An 18,991-nucleotide genomic window follows, 5' to 3' on the forward strand; every position below is an offset into this window, starting at 1 on the left:
GGGCGTTCACACCGCCATCAGCGGCGCGTCCTTGCGCCACTTGAGGATCTTGTCGAAGCTGACCACGGCGCCGCCCTTGCCGGGTCTGTTCACGAAGTGCACATGGTCGGCGAGTTCCTTGATCAGACACAGGCCGCGGCCGTGCTCCGCGAAGTCGGGCGCCGGGCGGACGGACACCGCCGCACGTCCACCGGTGGCGGTGAAGCCGGGCCCGGTGTCGGCCACTTCGATGCGGCACATCTCGCCGTCCAGATACGCGGTGACCCGGAAGGCGTCCGTCGTCTCGCTCGCCGCCGCGCCGCCGTGCTCCACGGCGTTCGCACACGCCTCGCTGAGCGCGACCGACAGGTCGTAGGAGATGTCGGGGTCGACGCCCGCGGTCTCCATGGTGCCCATGAGGAGTCGCCGGGCGAGCGGCACGCTCGCGGCATCGCGCCGTAGCTGGAGGGACCACCAGATGCTCATGCTCCCGCCTCCCGGCCGCGACTCGACATACCGATACGTATTGCCACCACCGGCCCCGCGCAATCGCGCAGTTGACGTGATGACGCCCATACGGCGGACGCGCATACGGGGGTCAGCGGTGTACGGGAGATTCGGGACCTTGCGGACCTGCTGTATGGAGCGTGTGAAGCCAGTGCGATGATGAGGCCGCCATGTCTGCCCCCCACGAGCGCCAGGCGCGCAGCGCGGCCGATCTCCGGCTGCTCAGGGCCGCGGTGTTCGCCGCGGTCTGCGTCATGCTGTCCGCGGCGGGGCACGTCCTCGGTTCGACGGCCACCGTCCCGCTGTGGACGCTGTCGCTCGGCTTCCTCGCCGTCTTCTGTGTGGCCCTGCCGCTGGCGGGCCGCGAGCGGTCGCTGCCGGGCATCGCCGCCACGCTGGGGGTCGGGCAGATCGCGCTGCACAGCCTCTTCGGCCTCGGCCAGCAGCACACCATGACCATGACCGCCGCGGCGGGCGAACCCTCGGCGGTCGAGCGGGCCGCGCGGCTCATGTGCGGGGCGGGCGCTTCGACGCTCAGCCCGGCGCAGGCCCAGCGGATCCTCGACCACGCGCGCGTGCCGTCCGGCGACGCGCACCACATGGCGGGCGCGGCCGGCTCCGCGATGTCGCTGCTGCCGTCCCTGCCGATGCTGCTCGGGCACCTGCTCGCCGCGGCCGGCGCGGGCTGGCTGCTGCGCCACGGGGACCTCGCCCTGAGCCGCGTCGTGCGGCTCTCGCGGCTCTCCGCGCAGAGCGTCGCCCATGCGGCGCCCATCCGTTCGCTGCGGGCCGCCCTCGGCCTCGTACGCGCCCTCAGGGCCGGACTCCTGGGTACGTCCGCCCCGGCGCCCGCCGCTCGTGCCGGGTTCCCCGAACCACCGGCCCTGCGGGCGGCGGCACTTCAGCACTCCGTGAGCCGGCGCGGGCCACCCGCGGCCGACGCGTTCCTTCTCGCTGCCTGAACGGCACGCCTGCTCCGCCGCGTACTGCGTGGGGATGAGTCGTGCCGTGGGCACGCGCGCGTACCTGCTTTTTCGCCGCATACGTAGTGCGGTGTTTCGCGGTCGCGCAGCTTCCCTTCCGAAGTACGGATCCCGCTGAACGTGGAGTTCTCCCTGTCATGAAGAAGATGTCCCGCGCCGCTCTCGTCGGTGCCGCCGCCGTCTCCTCCGTCGTCCTCGTGTCCGCCCCCGCCTTCGCGCACGTGAGCGTGCAGCCGGAGGGCGAGGCCGCCAAGGGCGACTACGCCGTCGTCGACTTCAAGGTGCCCAACGAGCGCGACGACGCCGCGACCACCAAGGTCGAGGTCAACTTCCCGACCGAACACCCGCTCGCCTCGGTGATGCCCGAGCCGGTGCCGGGCTGGAAGGCCGACGTCACCAAGAAGAAGCTCGACAAGCCGATGGAGATGCACGGCGAGAAGATCACCGAGGCCGTCTCCAAGGTCACCTGGACCGCGACCGGGTCCGGCAAGGACAAGGGCGTGCAGCCCGGCTACTTCCAGAAGTTCCCGGTCTCCATCGGCCAGCTGCCGACCGACTCCGACCAGCTCGTCTTCAAGGCGATCCAGACGTACGACAACAAGGAGGTCGTGCGCTGGATCGAGCCGCAGCAGAAGGGCCAGGAGGAGCCGGAGAACCCGGCGCCCACCCTTGAGCTCTCGGCCGCCTCGGACGACGGGCACGGTGCCTCGGGCGCCTCCGACGACAGCGCCAAGAAGGAGACGGCCGCGGCCTCCTCCGACACGTCGTCCGACAGTTCCGGCAGCGACACCACCGCCCGCGCGCTCGGCATCGTCGGCATCGTCGTCGGCGCCGCCGGTGTGGCGTTCGGCGTCATGGCGGGCCGTCGGCGTACCAACAGCTGAGCCACCCTCGGTGGGTGCCGGGGTCGCGGTGGGCGACCCCGGCATCCGCCGGCCACCTCACATCTGGGACATTTTTCTATGCGCAACCCCCGCAAGAACACGACGTTCAACAGGAAGAGCCTGCTGGCCGCGGTCGGGCTCGTCACCGTCGCGACCTTCGCCCTGTCCGCCTGCGGCAGCAGCGACGACAGCGGCAAGCCCGTCGCCGAGGTGTCCTCCGACACCGGCACGAAGAAGGCCGCGACGGTCCTCGACAAGCCGTTCAAGAAGCCGGATCTGGTCCTCACCGACACCCATGGCAAGAAGTTCGACCTGCGCGAGCAGACCAAGAACAAGCCGACGCTGATCTACTTCGGCTACACGCACTGCCCCGACGTCTGCCCGCTGACGATGAGCAACATCGCCGTCGCCAAGAAGTCGCTGCCCAAGTCCGAGCAGGACAAGCTCCAGGTCGTCTTCGTCACCACCGACCCGGACCGCGACACCCCGTCCGTGCTCGGCAAGTGGCTCAGGGCGCAGGACCCCGACTTCATCGGCCTGACCGGCGACTTCGCCACCATCCAGGGCAGCGCCCGCACCCTCGGCATCTCCATCGAGCCGACGCAGAAGGACAAGAAGGGCAAGCTCGTGTCGATGCACGGCACGCAGGTCATCGCCTTCTCGCCCAAGAACGACGCCGGTTACGTGCTGTACGGCGAGGACGCCACCGTCGACGACTACACCAAGGACCTCCCCAAGATCGTCAAGGGGGAGAAGCCGTGAGGCGCACACCCCTCGCCCTCGGCGCCCTCACGCTCGCGGCGGGGCTCGCCCTGACCGCCTGCGGCTCCGGCTCCGACTCCGCCGACAAGCCCGACGTGAAGGTCGAGGGCGCGTTCATCCCCGAGCCCGCCTCCGGCGACATGGCGGCCGGGTTCTTCACCGTGCACAACAAGGGTGCCGCCGACACCCTCACGTCCGTGAGCAGCGGTATCTCCCAGAAGGTCACCCTGCACAGCACCAAGGGCGGTGTGATGAGGGAGCAGAAGTCCTTCGCCGTGCCCGCGAACGGTGAGCTCGACTTCGAACGCGGCGGCAACCACCTCATGTTCGAGAACCTGAAGCGCAAGCCCGCTGAGGGCGACAAGGTGTCGGTGCAGCTGCACTTCACCAAGTCCGGGACCGTCACGGTCTCCTTCCCGGTGAAGGTCGCCACCTACAACCCGTCGCACGCTTCGCACTGAAGGGGCTGACTCGTACGTGAAGACCATCGCTCCCCGCACCTGGCAGCTGGTGCTGCTCTTCCTCGCCGTCACCGGCGCACTCCTGGCCGGCGCCGCCCCCGCGTCCGCGCACGCCGCGCTGACCGGGAGCGACCCCAAGCAGGGAGCGGTGGTCGACACGGCACCGAAGAAGGTGTCGCTCACCTTCTCCGAGAGCGTCGCGATCTCCGACGGCGCGGTCCGTGTCCTCGACCCCGCGGGCAAGCGCGTCGACGACGGAAAGGTCGCCCACTCCGGCGGCACGACCTACACGGTGGGAGTGCACTCCGGCCTGCCCGACGGCACGTTCACCGTCGCCTACCAGGTCGTCTCCGCCGACAGCCACCCCGTCGCCGGCGCCTACACCTTCTCCATCGGCGCGCCCTCCAAGACGACCGCGGTGGTGGCCGACCAGAACGCAGGCGGCGGAGTCGTCGGCGTGATCTACGGCATCGCGCGCTACGTCTCGTACGCGGGCTTCGCGCTGCTGGTGGGCGGCGCCGCGTTCGTGCTCGGCTGCTGGCGGCGCGGCGCGGGCAGCAAGCCGGTGCAGCGCGTCGTGGTCGGCGCCTGGACCGCGCTCACCGCCGCCACCCTGGTCATGCTGCTGATGCGCGGCTCGTACACCGGATCCGGGAAGCTCGGCGACGTCTTCGACATGTCGCTGCTCGGCCAGGTCCTGCAGACGAAGACCGGCGCCGCGCTCACCTCCCGGCTGCTGCTGCTCGCGGCGGCGGCCCTCTTCATCGCGGTGCTCTTCGGGGCGTACGCGAAGAAGAACGAAGAGGACGCAGAGGGCGGAGAGGCCGGGAAGGACACTCAGGACGGCCAGGACGGGCAGGACGCCAAGGCCAAGGAGCGGAACGATCTCACCTTCGGGCTCTCCGTCGGCGGCGCCGTCGTCGCGGCCGGACTCGCCGCCACCTGGGCCATGGCCGAGCACGCCTCGACCGGCATCCAGGCGGCCCTGGCGATGCCCGTCGACGTGCTGCACCTGCTGGCCGTCGCCGCCTGGCTCGGCGGGCTGACCACGCTGCTCGTCGCCCTGTACCGGGTGCCGACGATCGAGGGCTCGGCCGTACGCCGCTTCTCGCGGGTCGCTTTCTGCAGCGTTCTCGTCCTCGTCGCGACCGGGCTCTACCAGTCGTGGCGGCAGGTCGGCTCCTGGTCGGCGCTGACCGGGACGGCGTACGGGCAGCTGCTGATGGTGAAGGTCGGGCTCGTCGCCGTGCTCGTCGGCGTCGCCTGGATCTCCCGGAAGTGGACGGCGCGGCTCTCCGAGACCGTGGCCGCCGCCCCGGTGGCCCAGGAGCAGGCGTCCGAGGTGTCCGAGGTTTCCGAGGAGAAGGAGCCGGTCTCCGTGGCCGCCGGAGGGAAGGGCGCGAGCCCCGAGCGCGCCGCCCAACTCGCCCGGCAGCGCGCCGCGATGGCGAGCGCGCGCGAGAAGCGGGTGCGCGACGCCGATCCGCACCGCTTCGGTCTGCGCCGCTCGGTGCTCGTCGAGGCGGGCATCGCGGTCGTCCTGCTCGCGGTCACCACCGTGCTGACGTCAACCGAACCGGGCCGCACGGAGGAGGAGGCCAAGTCCGCCACCTCGGCCGCGCAGGCGCAGACCGGACCGCTCTCCCTGAAGATCCCGTTCGACACCGGAGGCGCGGACGGCAAGGGCACCGCCCTCCTGGAGATGGACCCCGGACGCACCGGCAACAACGAAATGCACCTCTACATAGAGCGGCCGAACGGCAAGGCCTTCGACGTCCCCGAGGTGAAGCTCGCCCTCACCCAAGAGGCGAAGAAGATCGGACCGCTGCCCGTCGTGCCCGATCACATCGCCACGGGACACTGGACGGCGAGCGGTGTGCAGATCCCCGTGGCGGGCGACTGGAAGGTCGCGCTGACCGTGCGTACGTCGGACATCGACCAGATCACCATCAACAAGAACGCGAAGATCGGCTGAACCACCATGGCTGAGACGGCTGACACGGCTGGCACTGCCGGCACGGCTGACACCGCTGGTACCAAAAGCAGTACCGAGTCCTCCCCGGCGTCCGCGGGTATCTCGCGGCGCCGCCTGATCGGCACGGCGGGTGCCACCGGCGTCGCCCTCGGCGCCGTCGGTGCGGGCGCGGGCTACGCCGTGGCGTCCTCGAACTCCCCCGAGCAGCAGGCCACGTTGACCTCGATCGGGGCGGACGAGGTGATGTTTCACGGGAAACATCAGCCCGGCATCACCACCGCGATGCAGTCCCGCGGCCATCTCGTCGCGTTCGACCTGGCGGCGGGCACGGGGCGCAAGGAGGCCGCGGCCCTGCTGCGCCGCTGGTCGGCGACGGCCGAGCGGCTGATGGCGGGCGAGCCCTCGGCCTCGGACGACACGGATGTGGCCCGGGACGCGGGCCCCTCGTCGCTGACGGTCACTTTCGGCTTCGGCCACAGCTTCTTCTCCCGTACGGGACTCGAGAAGCAGCGCCCCGCCGCCCTCGACCCGCTGCCGGACTTCTACTCCGACCACCTCGACAAGGCGCGCAGCAACGGCGACCTGTGGGTGCAGATCGGCGCGAACGACCCGCTCGTCGCCTTCCACGCCCTGCGCGCGATCCAGAAGGACGCGGGCGGCGTGGCCAGGCTGCGCTGGCAGATGAACGGCTTCAACCGCTCGCCGGGCGCCACCGCCCACCCGATGACGGTGCGCAATCTGATGGGCCAGGTCGACGGGACCAACAACCCCAAGCCGTCCGAGGCCGACTTCAACAAGCGGATCTTCGTGCCGGGTTCGGGCTCCGCGCAGTCCCCCGCATGGATGGCGAACGGTTCGTACGTCGTCGTACGCCGGATCCGGATGCTCCTCGACGACTGGGAAAAGCTGTCGACGGCGGCGCAGGAGCACGTCATCGGGCGCAAGAAGTCGAGCGGCGCCCCGCTGACCGGCGGCAAGGAGACCACCGAGCCGGACCTGGAGAAGACCGACGCGAACGGCGACCTCGTCATCCCGCTCAACGCGCACGCCCGCATCACCCGGCCCGACCAGAACGGCGGATCCGCGCTGCTGCGCCGCCCGTTCTCGTACCACGACGGCTACGACGAGGACGGCACTCCGGACGCCGGTCTGCTCTTCATCTGCTGGCAGGCGGACCCGCTGCGCGGCTTCGTGCCGGTGCAGCGCAAGCTCGACCGGGGCGACGCCCTGTCGAAGTTCATCCGGCACGAGGCGAGCGGGCTCTTCGCGGTGCCGGGCGGCGCCGAGAAGGGCGGCTATGTGGGGCAGGCGTTGCTGGAGGGGTGAGCGGGTCCGGGGGCGGGGCCATCGCGCCGGGTGGGGCCGTGGCCGGGTGGGGCCGTGGCTGGATGGAGCCGTCGCCGGGTGGGGCCGTCACCGGGCGGGGTGGCCCGTGACGCATCCGTGAGCCCGGCTTCGTACGGCGCATTAGGGTGAGCCCATGCCAGCCAGCTACGCGTATCTCGGCCCCGAGGGCACCTTCACCGAAGTCGCCCTGCGCACGCTCCCGGAGACGGCCACCCGGGAACTCGTCCCCGTCGTGTCCGTGCCCGCAGCGCTCGACGCCGTCCGCGGCGGCGAGGCCGAGGCCGCGTTCGTGCCGATCGAGAACTCCGTCGAGGGCGGCATCACCACGACGCTCGACGAGCTGGTCGCCGGCGAGCCGCTGATGATCTACCGCGAGGTGCTGCTCGACATCACCTTCGCGCTGCTCGTCCGCCCCGGCACCGCGATCTCCGACATCAAGACGGTCACCGCGCACCCGGCCGCCCAGCCGCAGGTGCGCAACTGGATGAAGGACAACCTGGCCGAGGACGTGACCTGGGAGTCCGCGGCGTCGAACGCCGACGGCGCGCGCCTCGTCCAGGAGGGGCGCTACGACGCCGCGTTCGCCGGCGAGTTCGCGGCCGAGAAGTACGGGCTCGTGCCGCTGGTCACCGAGATCCACGACGCGGAGAACGCGCAGACGCGCTTCGTCCTGGTCGGTAAGCCGGCCCGGCCCGCCGCGCCCACCGGCGCGGACAAGACCTCGGTCGTCATCTGGCAGCGCGATGACCACCCCGGTGGGCTGATGGAGCTGCTCCAGGAGTTCGCCATCCGCGGGGTCAACCTGGTGCTGCTGCAGTCCCGGCCCACCGGCACGGGCATCGGCGACTACTGCTTCGCGATCGACGCGGAGGGGCACATCGCGGACCGCCGGGTGGCCGAGGCGCTGATGGGGCTGAAGCGGGCCTGTCCGGAGGTGCGCTTCCTCGGCTCGTACCCGCGGGCCGGGGTCGCCGCCCGGGACGTGCGCCCGCCGCGCTCGGGGACCTCGGACGGCGAGTTCGTGGCGGCGTCGGACTGGCTGGCGCGCTGCCAGGACGGCCGGTTCTAGCGCATCGGCCGTAGCGGGCCGTAATCCCCCGCCGGATCCGGGTTGTCCACCGCCGGATCCGGCTACTTTTTGTCTGGACACCCGGTCCTACCAGCGGATTTTCTTCATCCACAGAAGTTATCCACAGGGCGCCTTCTCGACCTGGGGACAAGTCGACAGGAAGGTGCTGGTTGGTCGACAAATCGGCCCACAGCCCCCAGATGTGTCCACAGCCCGGCAGGTCACCCTTCGTCCATGCATTTGCCGTGATCAACTCTTTGGAGTGAAGCATTTCCACCCGAAAGTGAGCTTGCACGCGGTTTGAGAGGGGAATTCTTCGTTACGCATGTGGCTTTCGGAATGATCTCTTCCGGCATCCACAGATCATTTTCACAGCCTGTGGATAACTTTTCTGCCCTGTGCATCACTGTGGACAGCGGGCCCCCAAGTCCCGCTCGCAGCAAGGGGATCGAGTCAAGGCGAAGTGCCGCGCCTGCCCCTTTCAAGGGAATGGGGCGGTTTTCCTTGACACGCCCCACGGGGCCTCGTGTGGATCTTTTCCGGCCGCACTCCACCCTAAATTCACATTCCGGCAAATAGGGCATAAGGGAGTGCAACGGATATCGGGTCGTGGGCCGGAAGCGGGCAACGGTAGCCTTGAGGGGTGATTGACCTTCGCCTGCTCCGTGAGGACCCCGACCGTGTTCGCGCCTCCCAGCGCGCCCGTGGAGAGGACGTCGCGCTCGTCGACTCCGTCCTGTCCGCCGATGAGCGGCGCAGGTCGTCCGGGCTCCGCTTCGACGAACTCCGTTCCGAGCAGAAGTCGCTCGGCAAGCTGATCCCCAAGGCCTCCCCCGAGGAGCGCCAGGAGCTGCTGAAGAAGACGGGCGAGCTCTCCGCCGCCGTCAAGGCCGCAGAGGCCGAGCAGCGCGAGGCCGAGGAGGAGACGCAGCGCCTGGCGCTCCAGCTGGGCAACATCGTGCACCCCGACGTCCCGCGCGGCGGCGAGGAGGACTTCGTCGTCCTGGAGACGCACGGCACGATCCGCGACTTCGGCGCCGAGGGCTTCGAACCCAAGGACCACCTGGAGCTCGGCGAGGCGCTCGGTGCCATCGACGTCGAGCGCGGCGCGAAGGTCTCCGGCTCGCGCTTCTACTACATGACCGGCATCGGCGCGCTGCTCGAGCTCGCCCTGGTCAACGCGGCGATCGCGCAGGCCACCGAGGCCGGCTTCACGCCGATGCTGACCCCGTCCCTGGTGCGCCCGCGCGCCATGGAGGGCACCGGCTTCCTCGGCCAGGCCGCGGAGAACGTGTACCACCTGGAGAAGGACGACTACTACCTGGTCGGCACCTCCGAGGTCCCGCTCGCCGCGTACCACATGGACGAGATCGTCGACGGCGCCCAGCTGCCGCTGCGTTATGCCGGCTTCTCGCCGTCCTACCGCCGCGAGGCCGGGACGTACGGCAAGGACACCCGCGGCATCTTCCGCGTCCACCAGTTCAACAAGGTCGAGATGTTCTCGTACGTCGCCCCGGAGGACGCGGAGAACGAGCACCAGCGCCTTCTGGAGTGGGAGAAGCAGTGGCTGACCGGCCTCGAGCTGCCCTTCCAGGTGATCGACGTCGCCACCGGTGACCTCGGCGCCTCGGCCTCGCGCAAGTTCGACTGCGAGGCGTGGATCCCGACGCAGGGCAAGTACCGCGAGCTGACCTCGGCCTCGAACTGCGACGGGTTCCAGGCGCGCCGCCTGTCGATCCGGATGCGCGACGGCAAGAAGGTGCAGCCGCTCGCGACGCTGAACGGCACGCTGTGCGCCGTCCCGCGCACGATCGTGGCGATCCTGGAGAATCACCAGCAGGCCGACGGCTCGGTGCGGGTTCCGGAGATGCTGCGGCCCTACCTTGGGGGACGCACCACCCTGGACCCCAAGTAATCGCAGCCCGACTGGCCCGCAGGGCCCGCACGGCCTGAACACCTGGAGCCGAACGCCAAGTGAGCCACCCCGCTCCCCTCGCCCCTGCCTTTCCGTACAAGCTCGTGGCGACCGATCTCGACGGAACGCTGCTGCGTTCCGACGACACGGTCTCCGAGCGCACGCGTGACGCGCTCACCGCGGCCACCGCGGTGGGCGCCGCGCACATCATCGTGACCGGCAGGGCCGTGCCCTGGACCCGCCACATCCTCGACGACCTCGGCTACGAGGGCCTCGCGGTGTGCGGCCAGGGCGCGCAGGTCTACCACGCGGGGGAGCACCGGCTGCTCACCTCGGTGACGCTCGACCGGCAGCTGGCGGGGCTCGCGCTCGCCAAGATCGAGGCCGAGCTCGGCCCGCTGGCGCTCGCCGCGAGCCGCGACGGCCTCGAGGGCGAGGTCATCGTCGGCCCCGGCTACGAGGTGCAGGAGGGCCCGCTCCCGGTCGTCCCGTTCACGGAGCTCGCGGAGCTGTGGGCGCAGCCGCTCAACAAGGTGTACGTCCAGCATCCGGGCCTGACCGACGACGAGCTGGCGGAGGTCGCGCGTACCGTCGCGGGCGGTCTTGTGGGGGTCACGATGGCGGGCGAGGGCATCGTGGAGCTGCTCCCGCTCGGCCTCTCCAAGGCCACGGGGCTCTCCCTGGCGGCCCGGCGCCTGGGCGCCAAGGCCGTCGACACGATCGCCTTCGGCGACATGCCCAACGACATCCCGATGTTCGGCTGGGCGTCCTACGGCGTGGCCATGGCGAACGCCCACGAGGAGCTCAAGACGGTGGCCAACGAGGTGACGTCGTCGAACGAGAACGACGGCATCGCGGTGGTGCTGGAGCGGTTGCTCGGCTGAGCGGCTTGTGATGTCGCATCGAGGGCCGGCCCCGGCTGTACCGGGGTCGGCCCTCGATGCAAAGGGTGGGCGGCCCGCGTGTCACGGAAGAACGACACGCGCTCGAAGCGGCCGCCCCGGGCAACACCCTGGGCGCGGCTCGACGGAGTGCAATGACTACTCCGGAGCCTGCCTCGGGCCGCCCTGCCGGGAGCTCGACGGACTGTTGAAGGACATCGCCGCGCTCCTCTCCCGGTCCTTGGGCGCCACGGCCGGCGCACTGACACAACTACTGTGCCGCGCCCGGGAGTTCGACGCCACCGAATTAATCGCCGGTGCCCACCGGCTCACCGGCGGCGCCACCTGCGCCGCCGCGCCTTGCTGAAGAACCACCCCGCGGGCGGCTCGTCCGAACGCCACGGCTGGGGCTCGGGCCCACCCTTCCGCCACCGCTCGGCGAGCATGCGGGCCCGCGCGGACGGTTCGGTCGTTTCGGCGGCGCGTATGAAGTCGGTGTCCAGGACCACGTCGTCCCAGGTGTCGTCGCCCTGACCGGGCCGGTCCCCCTCGCGGTTCGGTTCGTGTGCCATCGCGGGTCCTCCGGGTACTCCGGGTCTTCATCGGGGCGCCGTCGAACGGCGCACCCTCCCACCAGTGTCCTGGTGGGAGGGTGAAATCGGCGTCAGGAAACGACCCGGAGCCCGTGCGACGGCGGGGTCCTACTCCTCCCCGGCCAGCTTCAGGGTCCGCAGCTTCTGCCCGGCGTACCAGGTCGCCAGAACCGTCACCACCACCAGGAGCACCGTCGCGAGCGGCAGCCCCACGTCCGAGGTGACGAGGTCGCCGCCGGCCACCTTCTGGGCGACCGCGAGCGACCACTGCTGCACGCTGAGCGTGCGCGCCCCGGAGACCAGTGACCCGAACAGGGCCTCCCATACGAGGGCGTAGACGAGGCCGAAGACGACCGCGTGCCGGGTGACCGTGCCGAGCAGCAGGAAGATCGCCGCGTACGCGATGGAGGCGACGAGCGCCGCGATCGTGTAGGCGACGGCGATCTGCTGCCCGTTCCCGTTCAGGATGAAGCCCGCGATGAGCGTCGGGACGGCGGAGAACACCATGGTCACGCCGATCGCCACGATCAGCTTGGTGAAGATGATCGTGGGCCGCTTGAGCGGCTTCGAGAGCAGATAGACGACGGAACCGTCGTCGATCTCCGGGCCGATCGCGCCGGTGCCCGCGATGACACCGATCAGCGGCACCATCGTGGCGAGCGCGAAACCGCCGAGGAGGTCGGACGCGGTCTGGTCGTCGGCCCCCGTGAGCCCGCGCACGAGCGCGGCGATCACGACCAGCAGCACGGGCAGCGCGAAGAGGATGAGGGCCCGGCGCCTGCCGAGCAGGGCCCGGTAGGTGAGTCGGGCGACAGTGGGGTCGTACATCAGGGCCTCCTACGCCGCGACCAGATACGAGAAGACGGACTCGAGGGACTCGTCGGACGGCGAGACCGTGAGCAGCCGGATGCCGTGCGCCTGCGCGACCTTCGGGAGCAGCGTCGTGAACCGGCCGAAGTCGACGGCCTGGACGTGCAGCGCGCCCTCCTTCAGGTCGACCTCGATGCCCGCCGTCGACGGGTCCGCGATCAGCACGGCGGCCAGCGCCCGGTCGTCGCTGGAGCGGATCAGATAGCGGTGCGGGCGGTCGGTCATCAGGCGGCGGATCTTGCGGAAGTCGCCGCTCGCGGCGTGCCGGCCCGCGACGACCACCTCGATGTGAGAGGCCAGTTGCTCGACCTCTTCGAGGATGTGCGAGGAGAACAGGACGGTGCGGCCCTCGTCCCCCATGCGCCGCAGCAGCTCCATGAGCTGCATGCGCTGGCGCGGGTCCATACCGTTGAACGGCTCGTCGAGCAGCAGCACCGACGGGGTGTGGACGAGCGCGGAGGCCATCTTCACGCGCTGCCGCATGCCCTTGGAGTACGTCGAGATCTTGCGGTCCTGCGCGTACTCCATCTCGACCGTGGCCAGCGCCTCTTGGGCGGCCTTCTTGCCGAGGCCGTGCAACTCGGCGTTGGCCACGACGAATTCGCGTCCCGTGAGGAAGTCGTACATCCCCTCGCGCTCGGGGACGATGCCGATGTGCCGGTAGATCTGTTCGTTGCGCCAGATCGGCTGTCCGTCGAGGGTCACCGATCCGTTCGACGGGGCGAGGAAGCCGCCCATCATGTTGATGAGCGTGGACTTGCCCGCGCCGTTCGGCCCCAGCAGGCCGGTGACTCCGGGGGCGATGTTCATCGTGACGTCGTTGACCGCGACGACATTGCCGAACCAGCGCGAGACGTGGTCGATGTTGATCGTGGTCACAGTCCGACCTTCCGGTAGCGGCGCATCAGCAGCCCGTAGGAGCCGGCGATGAGCCCGAGGACGACGAGCAGGTAGACGAGGCCCTGGCCGGCCGAGGGTCCGTGTGCCCCCGGGAAGGACGAGCTCGCTCCGAGGAACGCGGTCCCCACGCCGTCGATGAGCGTGATCGGTGAGAAGAGGCCGAGCCAGGTCACCGCCCCGGCGTTGTCCTGGGCGTCGGCGATCGCCTGGACCGTGGACACCGCTCCGTAGGAGATGGTCAGGACGGCGATGACGGCGGCGATGCCGAACCCGCGGCGCGGGGTGACGGCGGAGACGACGAGTCCGATCCCGGCGAAGAGCAGCGACAACAGCGCCACGGATACCAGTCCTTGGGCGAATCCCTTGGTCTGCTCCGTGAAGTCCAGCTTGGCGAGCAGAGAGCCTACGTAGAGCACGATCAGCGGCGCGGCCGTGAGGATGAACAGGGCCGATGCCATGGCGGTGAATTTCGCTACTACGTAGTCGACGCGCTCGATGGGGCGGGAGAAGTAGAGCGGGATCGACTTGAAGCGCAGGTCCAGGGAGACGGCGTTCGGCGCGGCGGACGCCACGTAGAGGCCGATCACCGCCTGGAGGATGACCGCGTAGCGCGTGTAGTCGACGGGCAGGTCCTTCGCCTTCGTGGCGACGGCGACCGCGACCATGATCAGCGCCGGGACGCACATCACGATGAAGAGCAGCATCGGCAGCACCTTGGACTTGGCCGAGCGGCCGAGTCCGTAGGCGCCGCGCAGGCTCTGTGAGAAGAGCGAGCGGCGGGAGTACGCGCGACCCAGGCGCGGGCCGTCGTAGTGGCGGTAGCCGATGTTGTGGATCTGGGTGGACGCGCGGTCCGTCGGCATGGGCTCGGTGGTCATCGCGCCGCGCCTCCTGTCTGCTGCGATGCGGCGGTGGCCGCCCAGGCCGCCGCGCGCTCGGAGTCCTGCTCCCGCCGCTCCTCGGCCTCGGGGCGGAAGACCTCCGCGATCTGGTGCCTGCGCTGCTCCATGCGGATCAGGCCGAGGCCCAGGTCCGCGACGATGTCGCGCACGACGTCGTACGTCTCCTCGCCCTGCGCCGTGATCAGGACCGTGTGCCCGGCGCCGGGCAGCTCACCGCCGGCGCTGGTCTCGATGCCGCGCTGCGCGAACGCCTCGCGGAGCGCCTTGGTCCCGTCCGGGTGTTCGTCGCTGTCGGTGACCTCGATCGCGAGCGTCGCCGTGGCCTGCGTGAAGTCCGTGGTGGAGCTGGAGCGCAGCAGCTTGCCGCCGTCGATGATGACGACGTGGTCGCAGGTGCGCTCGAGCTCGCCGAGCAGGTGCGAGGTGACGAGGACCGAGATGCCGAAGTCGGTGTGCACGCGCCGGATCAGGCCGAGCATGTCGTCACGGCCGACCGGGTCCAGGCCGTTCGTCGGCTCGTCGAGGAAGACCAGCTGCGGGTCGTGCACCAGCGCCTGGGCCAGCTTCACGCGCTGCTTCATGCCCGTCGAGTAGCCGCCGATGGGGCGGTAGCGCTCCTCGTACAGGCCCACGTGCCGCAGGGTGTCGGCGGTGCGCTCGCGGGCGGCCGTGGGCGGCAGGCCGGACATGCGCGCCATGTGGACGACGAACTCCGTCGCCGAGACGTCCGGCGGCAGGCAGTCGTGCTCCGGCATGTAGCCGACGCGCTCACGGATCTTGGGCCCCGATGACGGGTCCGCGACGTCGAGCCCGAGCACGTGGGCTCGGCCCTCCGTCGCGGGGGACAGACCAAGCAGAATCTTGATCATGGTGGACTTGCCGGCTCCATTGGATCCGACGAGTCCGGTCACACCGGGCCCGATGTCCATGGTCAGCCGGTCAAGCGCGGTCACCTTGGGGAACCGCTTGCTCAGGCTTTCGGTCGCGATCACAGTCACGGTTCGACGGTAGTGGCGCAGGCCACACCAATTCGTCAGACCGTGGGGTCGACCTCGTATAAGACCTGAGTATTACGGGTCCCTAGGGGTCCACCCTGAGTAGCCCCTGCACGCCTCTTGACGCCGCCGCCAGGCATTGTCACATTCATCAGTGTCAAGTTACGAGCGCGTACGGCGACGGCCCGGTCACGGTATCGGGGCGGCCGTGACCGGGACGGACGGTGGCATGACCTCAGCGGTGGTACGTGAACTCTCGGCGGAACTGCGGGGGTTCAGAGAAGTACAGAGGCTCGCGTACGCGTGCGCGGAATCGGTCGCGGCGCAGCTCAAGCCCGGTGTGACCGAGCGCGAGGCGGCGCGGATGCAGCGGGAGTGGCTGCGCGAGCGCGGGGTGCGGGACTGGTTCCATCTGCCCTTCGCCTGGTTCGGGGACCGCACGGCGTTCGTGAACTTCCGCGTACCGCTGCAGTTCTTCCCGACGAACCGGAAGCTGGAGGCGGGGATGCCCTTCATCCTCGACATGGCCCCGGTCCACCAGGGATTCACCGCGGACATCGGCTACTCGGGCTGCCTCGGCCCCAACCCCGTGCACGGCAAGCTGCTTTCGGACCTCGAGGCGCACCGCGAGCTGATCCTGCGCGAGGTGCGCGAGCGGCGTTCACTGCGGGAGATCTACGAGGACGTGGAGCGGTTGATGGTCCGCCAGGGCTATGCGAACCGGCACCGGGCGTATCCCTTCGGCGTGATCGCGCACAAGGTCGACCGGGTCAAGGAGCGGCGGATCAACGCCACGCTGTTCGGCTTCGGCACCCAGTCCCTGAAGGGCCTGGCGAGCGACGCGCTGCACGGGCACAGGGACGGCTGGTCGCCGCTGTGGTCGCCGTACAAGTTCTCCGACCACCCGCCGCAGCCGGGGCTCTGGGCGGTCGAGCCCCACCTCGGATTCCGGGGCACGGGCGCCAAGTTCGAGGAGCTCCTCGTGGTCACCGACTCCAAGGACCCGCAGGAGAGCGCCTTTTGGCTGGACGACGATCTGCCGCACGTGCGGCGCTGGGCGGAGGGCATCTGATGACGGACCTGATGAAGATCGACGGCGCGCGCGAGCGCCGGGTGCGCACGGGCGGTATCGACCTGTGCGTCGTCGAACTGGGGGAGCCCGGCGGGGCCGAGCGGCCGACGGTGGTGCTCGTGCACGGCTACCCGGACTCCAAGGAGGTGTGGTCGGAGGTCGCCGCGCGCCTCGCGGACCACTGCGGGTTCCATGTAGTGCTCTACGACGTACGCGGACACGGCGGGTCGACGGCGCCGCAACCGCTGCGCGGCGGCTTCACCCTGGAGAAGCTGACCGACGACTTCCTGGCGGTCGTCGACGCGGTGAGCCCGGACCGGCCCGTGCACCTGGTGGGGCACGACTGGGGTTCGGTGCAGTCGTGGGAGTTCGTCACGGTCAAGCGCACACAGGGCCGCATCGCGTCCTTCACGTCGATGTCGGGCCCGTCCCTCGACCACTTCGGGCACTGGATCAAGCAGCGCGTGAAGAAGCCCACGCCCGCCAAGGTGGGCCAGCTGCTCGGCCAGGGCGCCAAGTCCTGGTACGTGTACATGCTGCACACGCCGGTGCTCCCAGAACTCGCCTGGCGCGGTCCGCTCGGCAAGCGCTGGCCGAAGATCCTGGAGCGCGTCGAGCGGGTCCCCGCGGGCGACTACCCGACGTCGTCGCTGCCCTCGGACGCCGCCCGCGGGGCCTGGCTGTACCGGGACAACGTACGGTCGCGGCTGCGCCGCCCGCGCGAGGACGCGTACGCGCACGCGCCCGTGCAGCTCATCACGCCGCTCGGGGACGCCTTCCTGTCGCCGAAGCTGTACGACCAGCTGGAGCTGTGGGCGCCGCAGTTGACGCGCCGCGTGCTGCCCGCCAAGCACTGGGTTCCACGCACCCGTCCCGATCAACTCGCGGCTTGGATCACCGAGTTCGTCACCGCGAACGAGGGGCAAGCGGCGGGAGTGCCGGCGCAGCGCCCTGCGGCCGACGGGAAGCACGCGGACCGGTTCGCCGGTCAGCTGGTCCTGGTGACCGGCGCGGGCAGCGGCATCGGGCGGGCCACCGCGTTCGCCTTCGCGGAGGCCGGCGCGCGCGTGGTCGCCGTCGACAGGGACGCCGAGAGCGCCGCGCGGACCGCCGAGCTGGCCCGGCTCATAGGCGCCCCCGAGGCGTGGGGCGAGACCGTGGACGTCACGGACGAGCAGGCCATGGAGAAGCTCGCCGAGAAGGTCGCCGCCGAGTACGGCGTGGTCGACGTCCTGGTGAACAACGCGGGGATCGGTCTGTCCGGCTCGTTCTTCGACACCACACCGGAGGACTGGAAGAAGGTCCTCGACGTCAACCTGTGGGGCGTCATCCACGGCTGTCGCCTGTTCGGCAAGCAGATGGCCGAGCGCGGACAGGGCGGCCACATCGTGAACACCGCGTCCGCGGCGGCGTACCAGCCCTCGAAGGCGCTCCCCGCGTACTCGACCTCCAAGGCCGCCGTCCTGATGCTCAGCGAGTGCCTGCGCGCCGAGCTCGCCGGGCAGGGCATCGGGGTCTCCGCGATCTGCCCCGGTCTGGTGAACACGAACATCACGGCGACGGCCCGCTTCGCCGGGGTGGACGCCGAGGAGGAGCAGCGCCGCCAGAAGAAGTCCTCCCGCCTGTACGGCCTGCGCAACTACCCGCCGGAGAAGGTCGCGGAGGCGATCCTTGGCGCCGTCGTGCACAACAAGGCGGTCGTCCCGGTCACCCCGGAGGCCCGCGGCGCCCACTTCATGTCCCGTTTCACGCCCAAGGCCCTGCGCGCGGTCGCACGGATGGAGCCGCCACTGTGAGCAGCGATACCCCGGGGCCACAGGAGAGGGCGGAGCCGTCGGCCGCCCAGTACCGGATCGAGGACCTGGCCCACCACAGTGGCGCCACGGTCCGTACGATCCGCGCCTACCAGGACCGTGGGCTGCTGCCGCGGCCCGAGCGCCGCGGGCGGGCCAATGTGTACACGGACACGCATCTGTCCAGGCTGCGCCAGATCGCCGACCTGCTGGACCGGGGCTACACCCTGGCGTCCATCAAGGAGCTGCTGGAGGCCTGGGACGCGGGACGGGGCCTCGGCGGCGTGCTCGGTCTGGTCGCGGAGGTGGACGGGCCGTGGACGGACGAGCGGGCGGGGCGCATCACGCGCGCGGAACTGGACGAGAGGTTCGGCGGCGAACCCGACGAGGCCGCCGTACGGGACGCGCTCGACCTCGGCGTGCTCGAGCGCGTGCCGGGGAAGGACGACGAGTTCCTCGTACCGAGCCCTCAAGAGCTTGCGGTCGCCGCCGAGTTGCACGCTGCGGGCGTTCCGCTGTCCGCAATTTCCGGTCACCTCAGGGAGTTGAGGGGGCACGTCGAACATATAGCGGCGCGTTTCCTGGAGTTCACCACCGAGCACGTCTTCGCGCGCTATCTCGGTCCGCAACCGCCGACGGACACGGAAGCGGCCGAAGCGGCCTCGCTCGTGCGACGTCTTCGGCCGCTCGCGCAGCAGTCCGTGGACGCCGAACTTGCCCGTGCGATGCGGATGTTCGCCACCCGGCACCTCCATCGCCACCTTGCCGAAGGACCGGCGGTCGAAGCGGCGGACGAACAGCAATCCGTCGCCATACCGGTGGAGACAATGCGGGCCGTGCGCAGGCTTGTTGGGCCTGAGCACGTCTCGTCCTTCATCGCGGCGGCAGCCGAACGCGAGGTGCAGACAAGGACATTGGACGCATTGGCCTCAAACCCCGGCAATATTCCCACTGTTGACCAAAAGGGCGATCCGGCTTGAGAGTTGTCCACAGAATCACCAACTGGCCTGTGGATAACTGGACTTGGCTGTGGATCAAACATCCGGACCAAAATTTGCGAAAGCAATCCAAGGGGGTCCGCGAGGACATCCAGGGACATCCAC

At 70.0% G+C, this 18,991-nt stretch carries 18 protein-coding genes; 12 read left to right on the forward strand and 6 right to left on the reverse strand.

All coding sequences use genetic code 11. The features are described from left to right. Positions 1-6: 6 nt before the first annotated feature. Positions 7-465, reverse strand: a complete 459-nt coding sequence (locus ACOKM3_RS21435; protein ID WP_426902676.1) for an ATP-binding protein — start codon at positions 463-465, stop codon at positions 7-9. Between the two features lie 191 nt (positions 466-656). Between ACOKM3_RS21435 and ACOKM3_RS21440 the strand changes: the two genes are divergently transcribed. From ACOKM3_RS21440 to ACOKM3_RS21480, 9 genes are all read left to right on the forward strand, one after another. Continuing rightward, entirely contained in the window at positions 657-1,448 is a 792-nt protein-coding gene (locus tag ACOKM3_RS21440; RefSeq protein ID WP_426902677.1) for a hypothetical protein, read from the forward strand. Between the two features lie 158 nt (positions 1,449-1,606). Then, positions 1,607-2,353, forward strand: coding sequence for a YcnI family copper-binding membrane protein (locus tag ACOKM3_RS21445; RefSeq protein ID WP_426902678.1), 747 nt, complete (start codon positions 1,607-1,609; stop codon positions 2,351-2,353). Between the two features lie 78 nt (positions 2,354-2,431). Further along, positions 2,432-3,115 (forward strand): SCO family protein, encoded by a 684-nt coding sequence (locus ACOKM3_RS21450; RefSeq protein WP_426902679.1) that lies wholly within the window; start codon positions 2,432-2,434, stop codon positions 3,113-3,115. Next, positions 3,112-3,576, forward strand: coding sequence for a copper chaperone PCu(A)C (locus ACOKM3_RS21455; RefSeq protein ID WP_426902680.1), 465 nt, complete (start codon positions 3,112-3,114; stop codon positions 3,574-3,576). The genes ACOKM3_RS21450 and ACOKM3_RS21455 overlap by 4 nt, the downstream gene beginning before the upstream one ends. 16 nt (positions 3,577-3,592) lie before the next feature. Then, positions 3,593-5,551 carry a copper resistance CopC/CopD family protein gene (locus ACOKM3_RS21460; RefSeq protein ID WP_426902681.1) on the forward strand — a complete coding sequence of 653 codons (1,959 nt, stop codon included), beginning with the start codon at positions 3,593-3,595 and terminating at the stop codon, positions 5,549-5,551. Positions 5,552-5,557: 6 nt separating this feature from the next. Next, a complete protein-coding gene (gene efeB / locus ACOKM3_RS21465; RefSeq protein ID WP_426902682.1) occupies positions 5,558-6,877 on the forward strand; it encodes an iron uptake transporter deferrochelatase/peroxidase subunit in 1,320 nt (439 codons plus the stop codon). 154 nt (positions 6,878-7,031) lie between these two features. Then, complete coding sequence (gene pheA / locus ACOKM3_RS21470) at positions 7,032-7,967, forward strand: prephenate dehydratase (RefSeq protein WP_426902683.1); 936 nt, start codon at positions 7,032-7,034, stop codon at positions 7,965-7,967. 643 nt (positions 7,968-8,610) lie between these two features. Beyond that, positions 8,611-9,882, forward strand: coding sequence for a serine--tRNA ligase (gene serS / locus ACOKM3_RS21475; protein ID WP_426902684.1), 1,272 nt, complete (start codon positions 8,611-8,613; stop codon positions 9,880-9,882). 59 nt (positions 9,883-9,941) lie between these two features. Beyond that, a complete protein-coding gene (locus ACOKM3_RS21480; RefSeq protein WP_426902685.1) occupies positions 9,942-10,766 on the forward strand; it encodes an HAD family hydrolase in 825 nt (274 codons plus the stop codon). 326 nt (positions 10,767-11,092) lie between these two features. On the opposite strand, the gene ACOKM3_RS21485 is transcribed toward ACOKM3_RS21480, so the two are convergent. The 5 genes from ACOKM3_RS21485 to ACOKM3_RS21505 form a co-directional block, all read right to left on the reverse strand. Further along, complete coding sequence (locus ACOKM3_RS21485) at positions 11,093-11,335, reverse strand: SGM_3592 family protein (protein WP_426902686.1); 243 nt, start codon at positions 11,333-11,335, stop codon at positions 11,093-11,095. A 129-nt stretch (positions 11,336-11,464) separates the two neighbouring features. Next, positions 11,465-12,184 (reverse strand): ABC transporter permease, encoded by a 720-nt coding sequence (locus ACOKM3_RS21490; RefSeq protein ID WP_426902687.1) that lies wholly within the window; start codon positions 12,182-12,184, stop codon positions 11,465-11,467. Positions 12,185-12,193: 9 nt separating this feature from the next. Further along, positions 12,194-13,105: an ABC transporter ATP-binding protein gene (locus ACOKM3_RS21495; RefSeq protein ID WP_327655965.1), complete on the reverse strand. Its 912-nt coding sequence runs from the start codon at positions 13,103-13,105 to the stop codon at positions 12,194-12,196. Continuing rightward, complete coding sequence (locus ACOKM3_RS21500; protein ID WP_426902688.1) at positions 13,102-14,004, reverse strand: ABC transporter permease; 903 nt, start codon at positions 14,002-14,004, stop codon at positions 13,102-13,104. Before ACOKM3_RS21500 ends, ACOKM3_RS21495 begins: the two co-directional genes overlap by 4 nt. Further along, the gene (locus ACOKM3_RS21505; RefSeq protein WP_426906862.1) at positions 14,001-15,020 is read right to left on the reverse strand and encodes an ABC transporter ATP-binding protein; all 1,020 of its coding nucleotides are present in this window, start codon (positions 15,018-15,020) and stop codon (positions 14,001-14,003) included. Before ACOKM3_RS21505 ends, ACOKM3_RS21500 begins: the two co-directional genes overlap by 4 nt. A gap of 232 nt (positions 15,021-15,252) precedes the next feature. Here ACOKM3_RS21505 and ACOKM3_RS21510 point away from each other — a divergent pair, with 232 nt between their 5' ends. The 3 genes from ACOKM3_RS21510 to ACOKM3_RS21520 are packed head-to-tail and all read left to right on the forward strand — an operon-like array spanning position 15,253 to position 18,868. After that, positions 15,253-16,095 carry a M24 family metallopeptidase gene (locus ACOKM3_RS21510; RefSeq protein WP_426902689.1) on the forward strand — a complete coding sequence of 281 codons (843 nt, stop codon included), beginning with the start codon at positions 15,253-15,255 and terminating at the stop codon, positions 16,093-16,095. Positions 16,096-16,106: 11 nt separating this feature from the next. Continuing rightward, a complete protein-coding gene (locus tag ACOKM3_RS21515; protein WP_426906863.1) occupies positions 16,107-17,891 on the forward strand; it encodes an SDR family oxidoreductase in 1,785 nt (594 codons plus the stop codon). Beyond that, positions 17,888-18,868 (forward strand): MerR family transcriptional regulator, encoded by a 981-nt coding sequence (locus tag ACOKM3_RS21520; protein ID WP_426902690.1) that lies wholly within the window; start codon positions 17,888-17,890, stop codon positions 18,866-18,868. Before ACOKM3_RS21515 ends, ACOKM3_RS21520 begins: the two co-directional genes overlap by 4 nt. Positions 18,869-18,991: the final 123 nt, after the last annotated feature.

It is taken from the genome of Streptomyces nidicola, assembly GCF_050106155.1.
GTDB lineage: Bacteria > Actinomycetota > Actinomycetes > Streptomycetales > Streptomycetaceae > Streptomyces.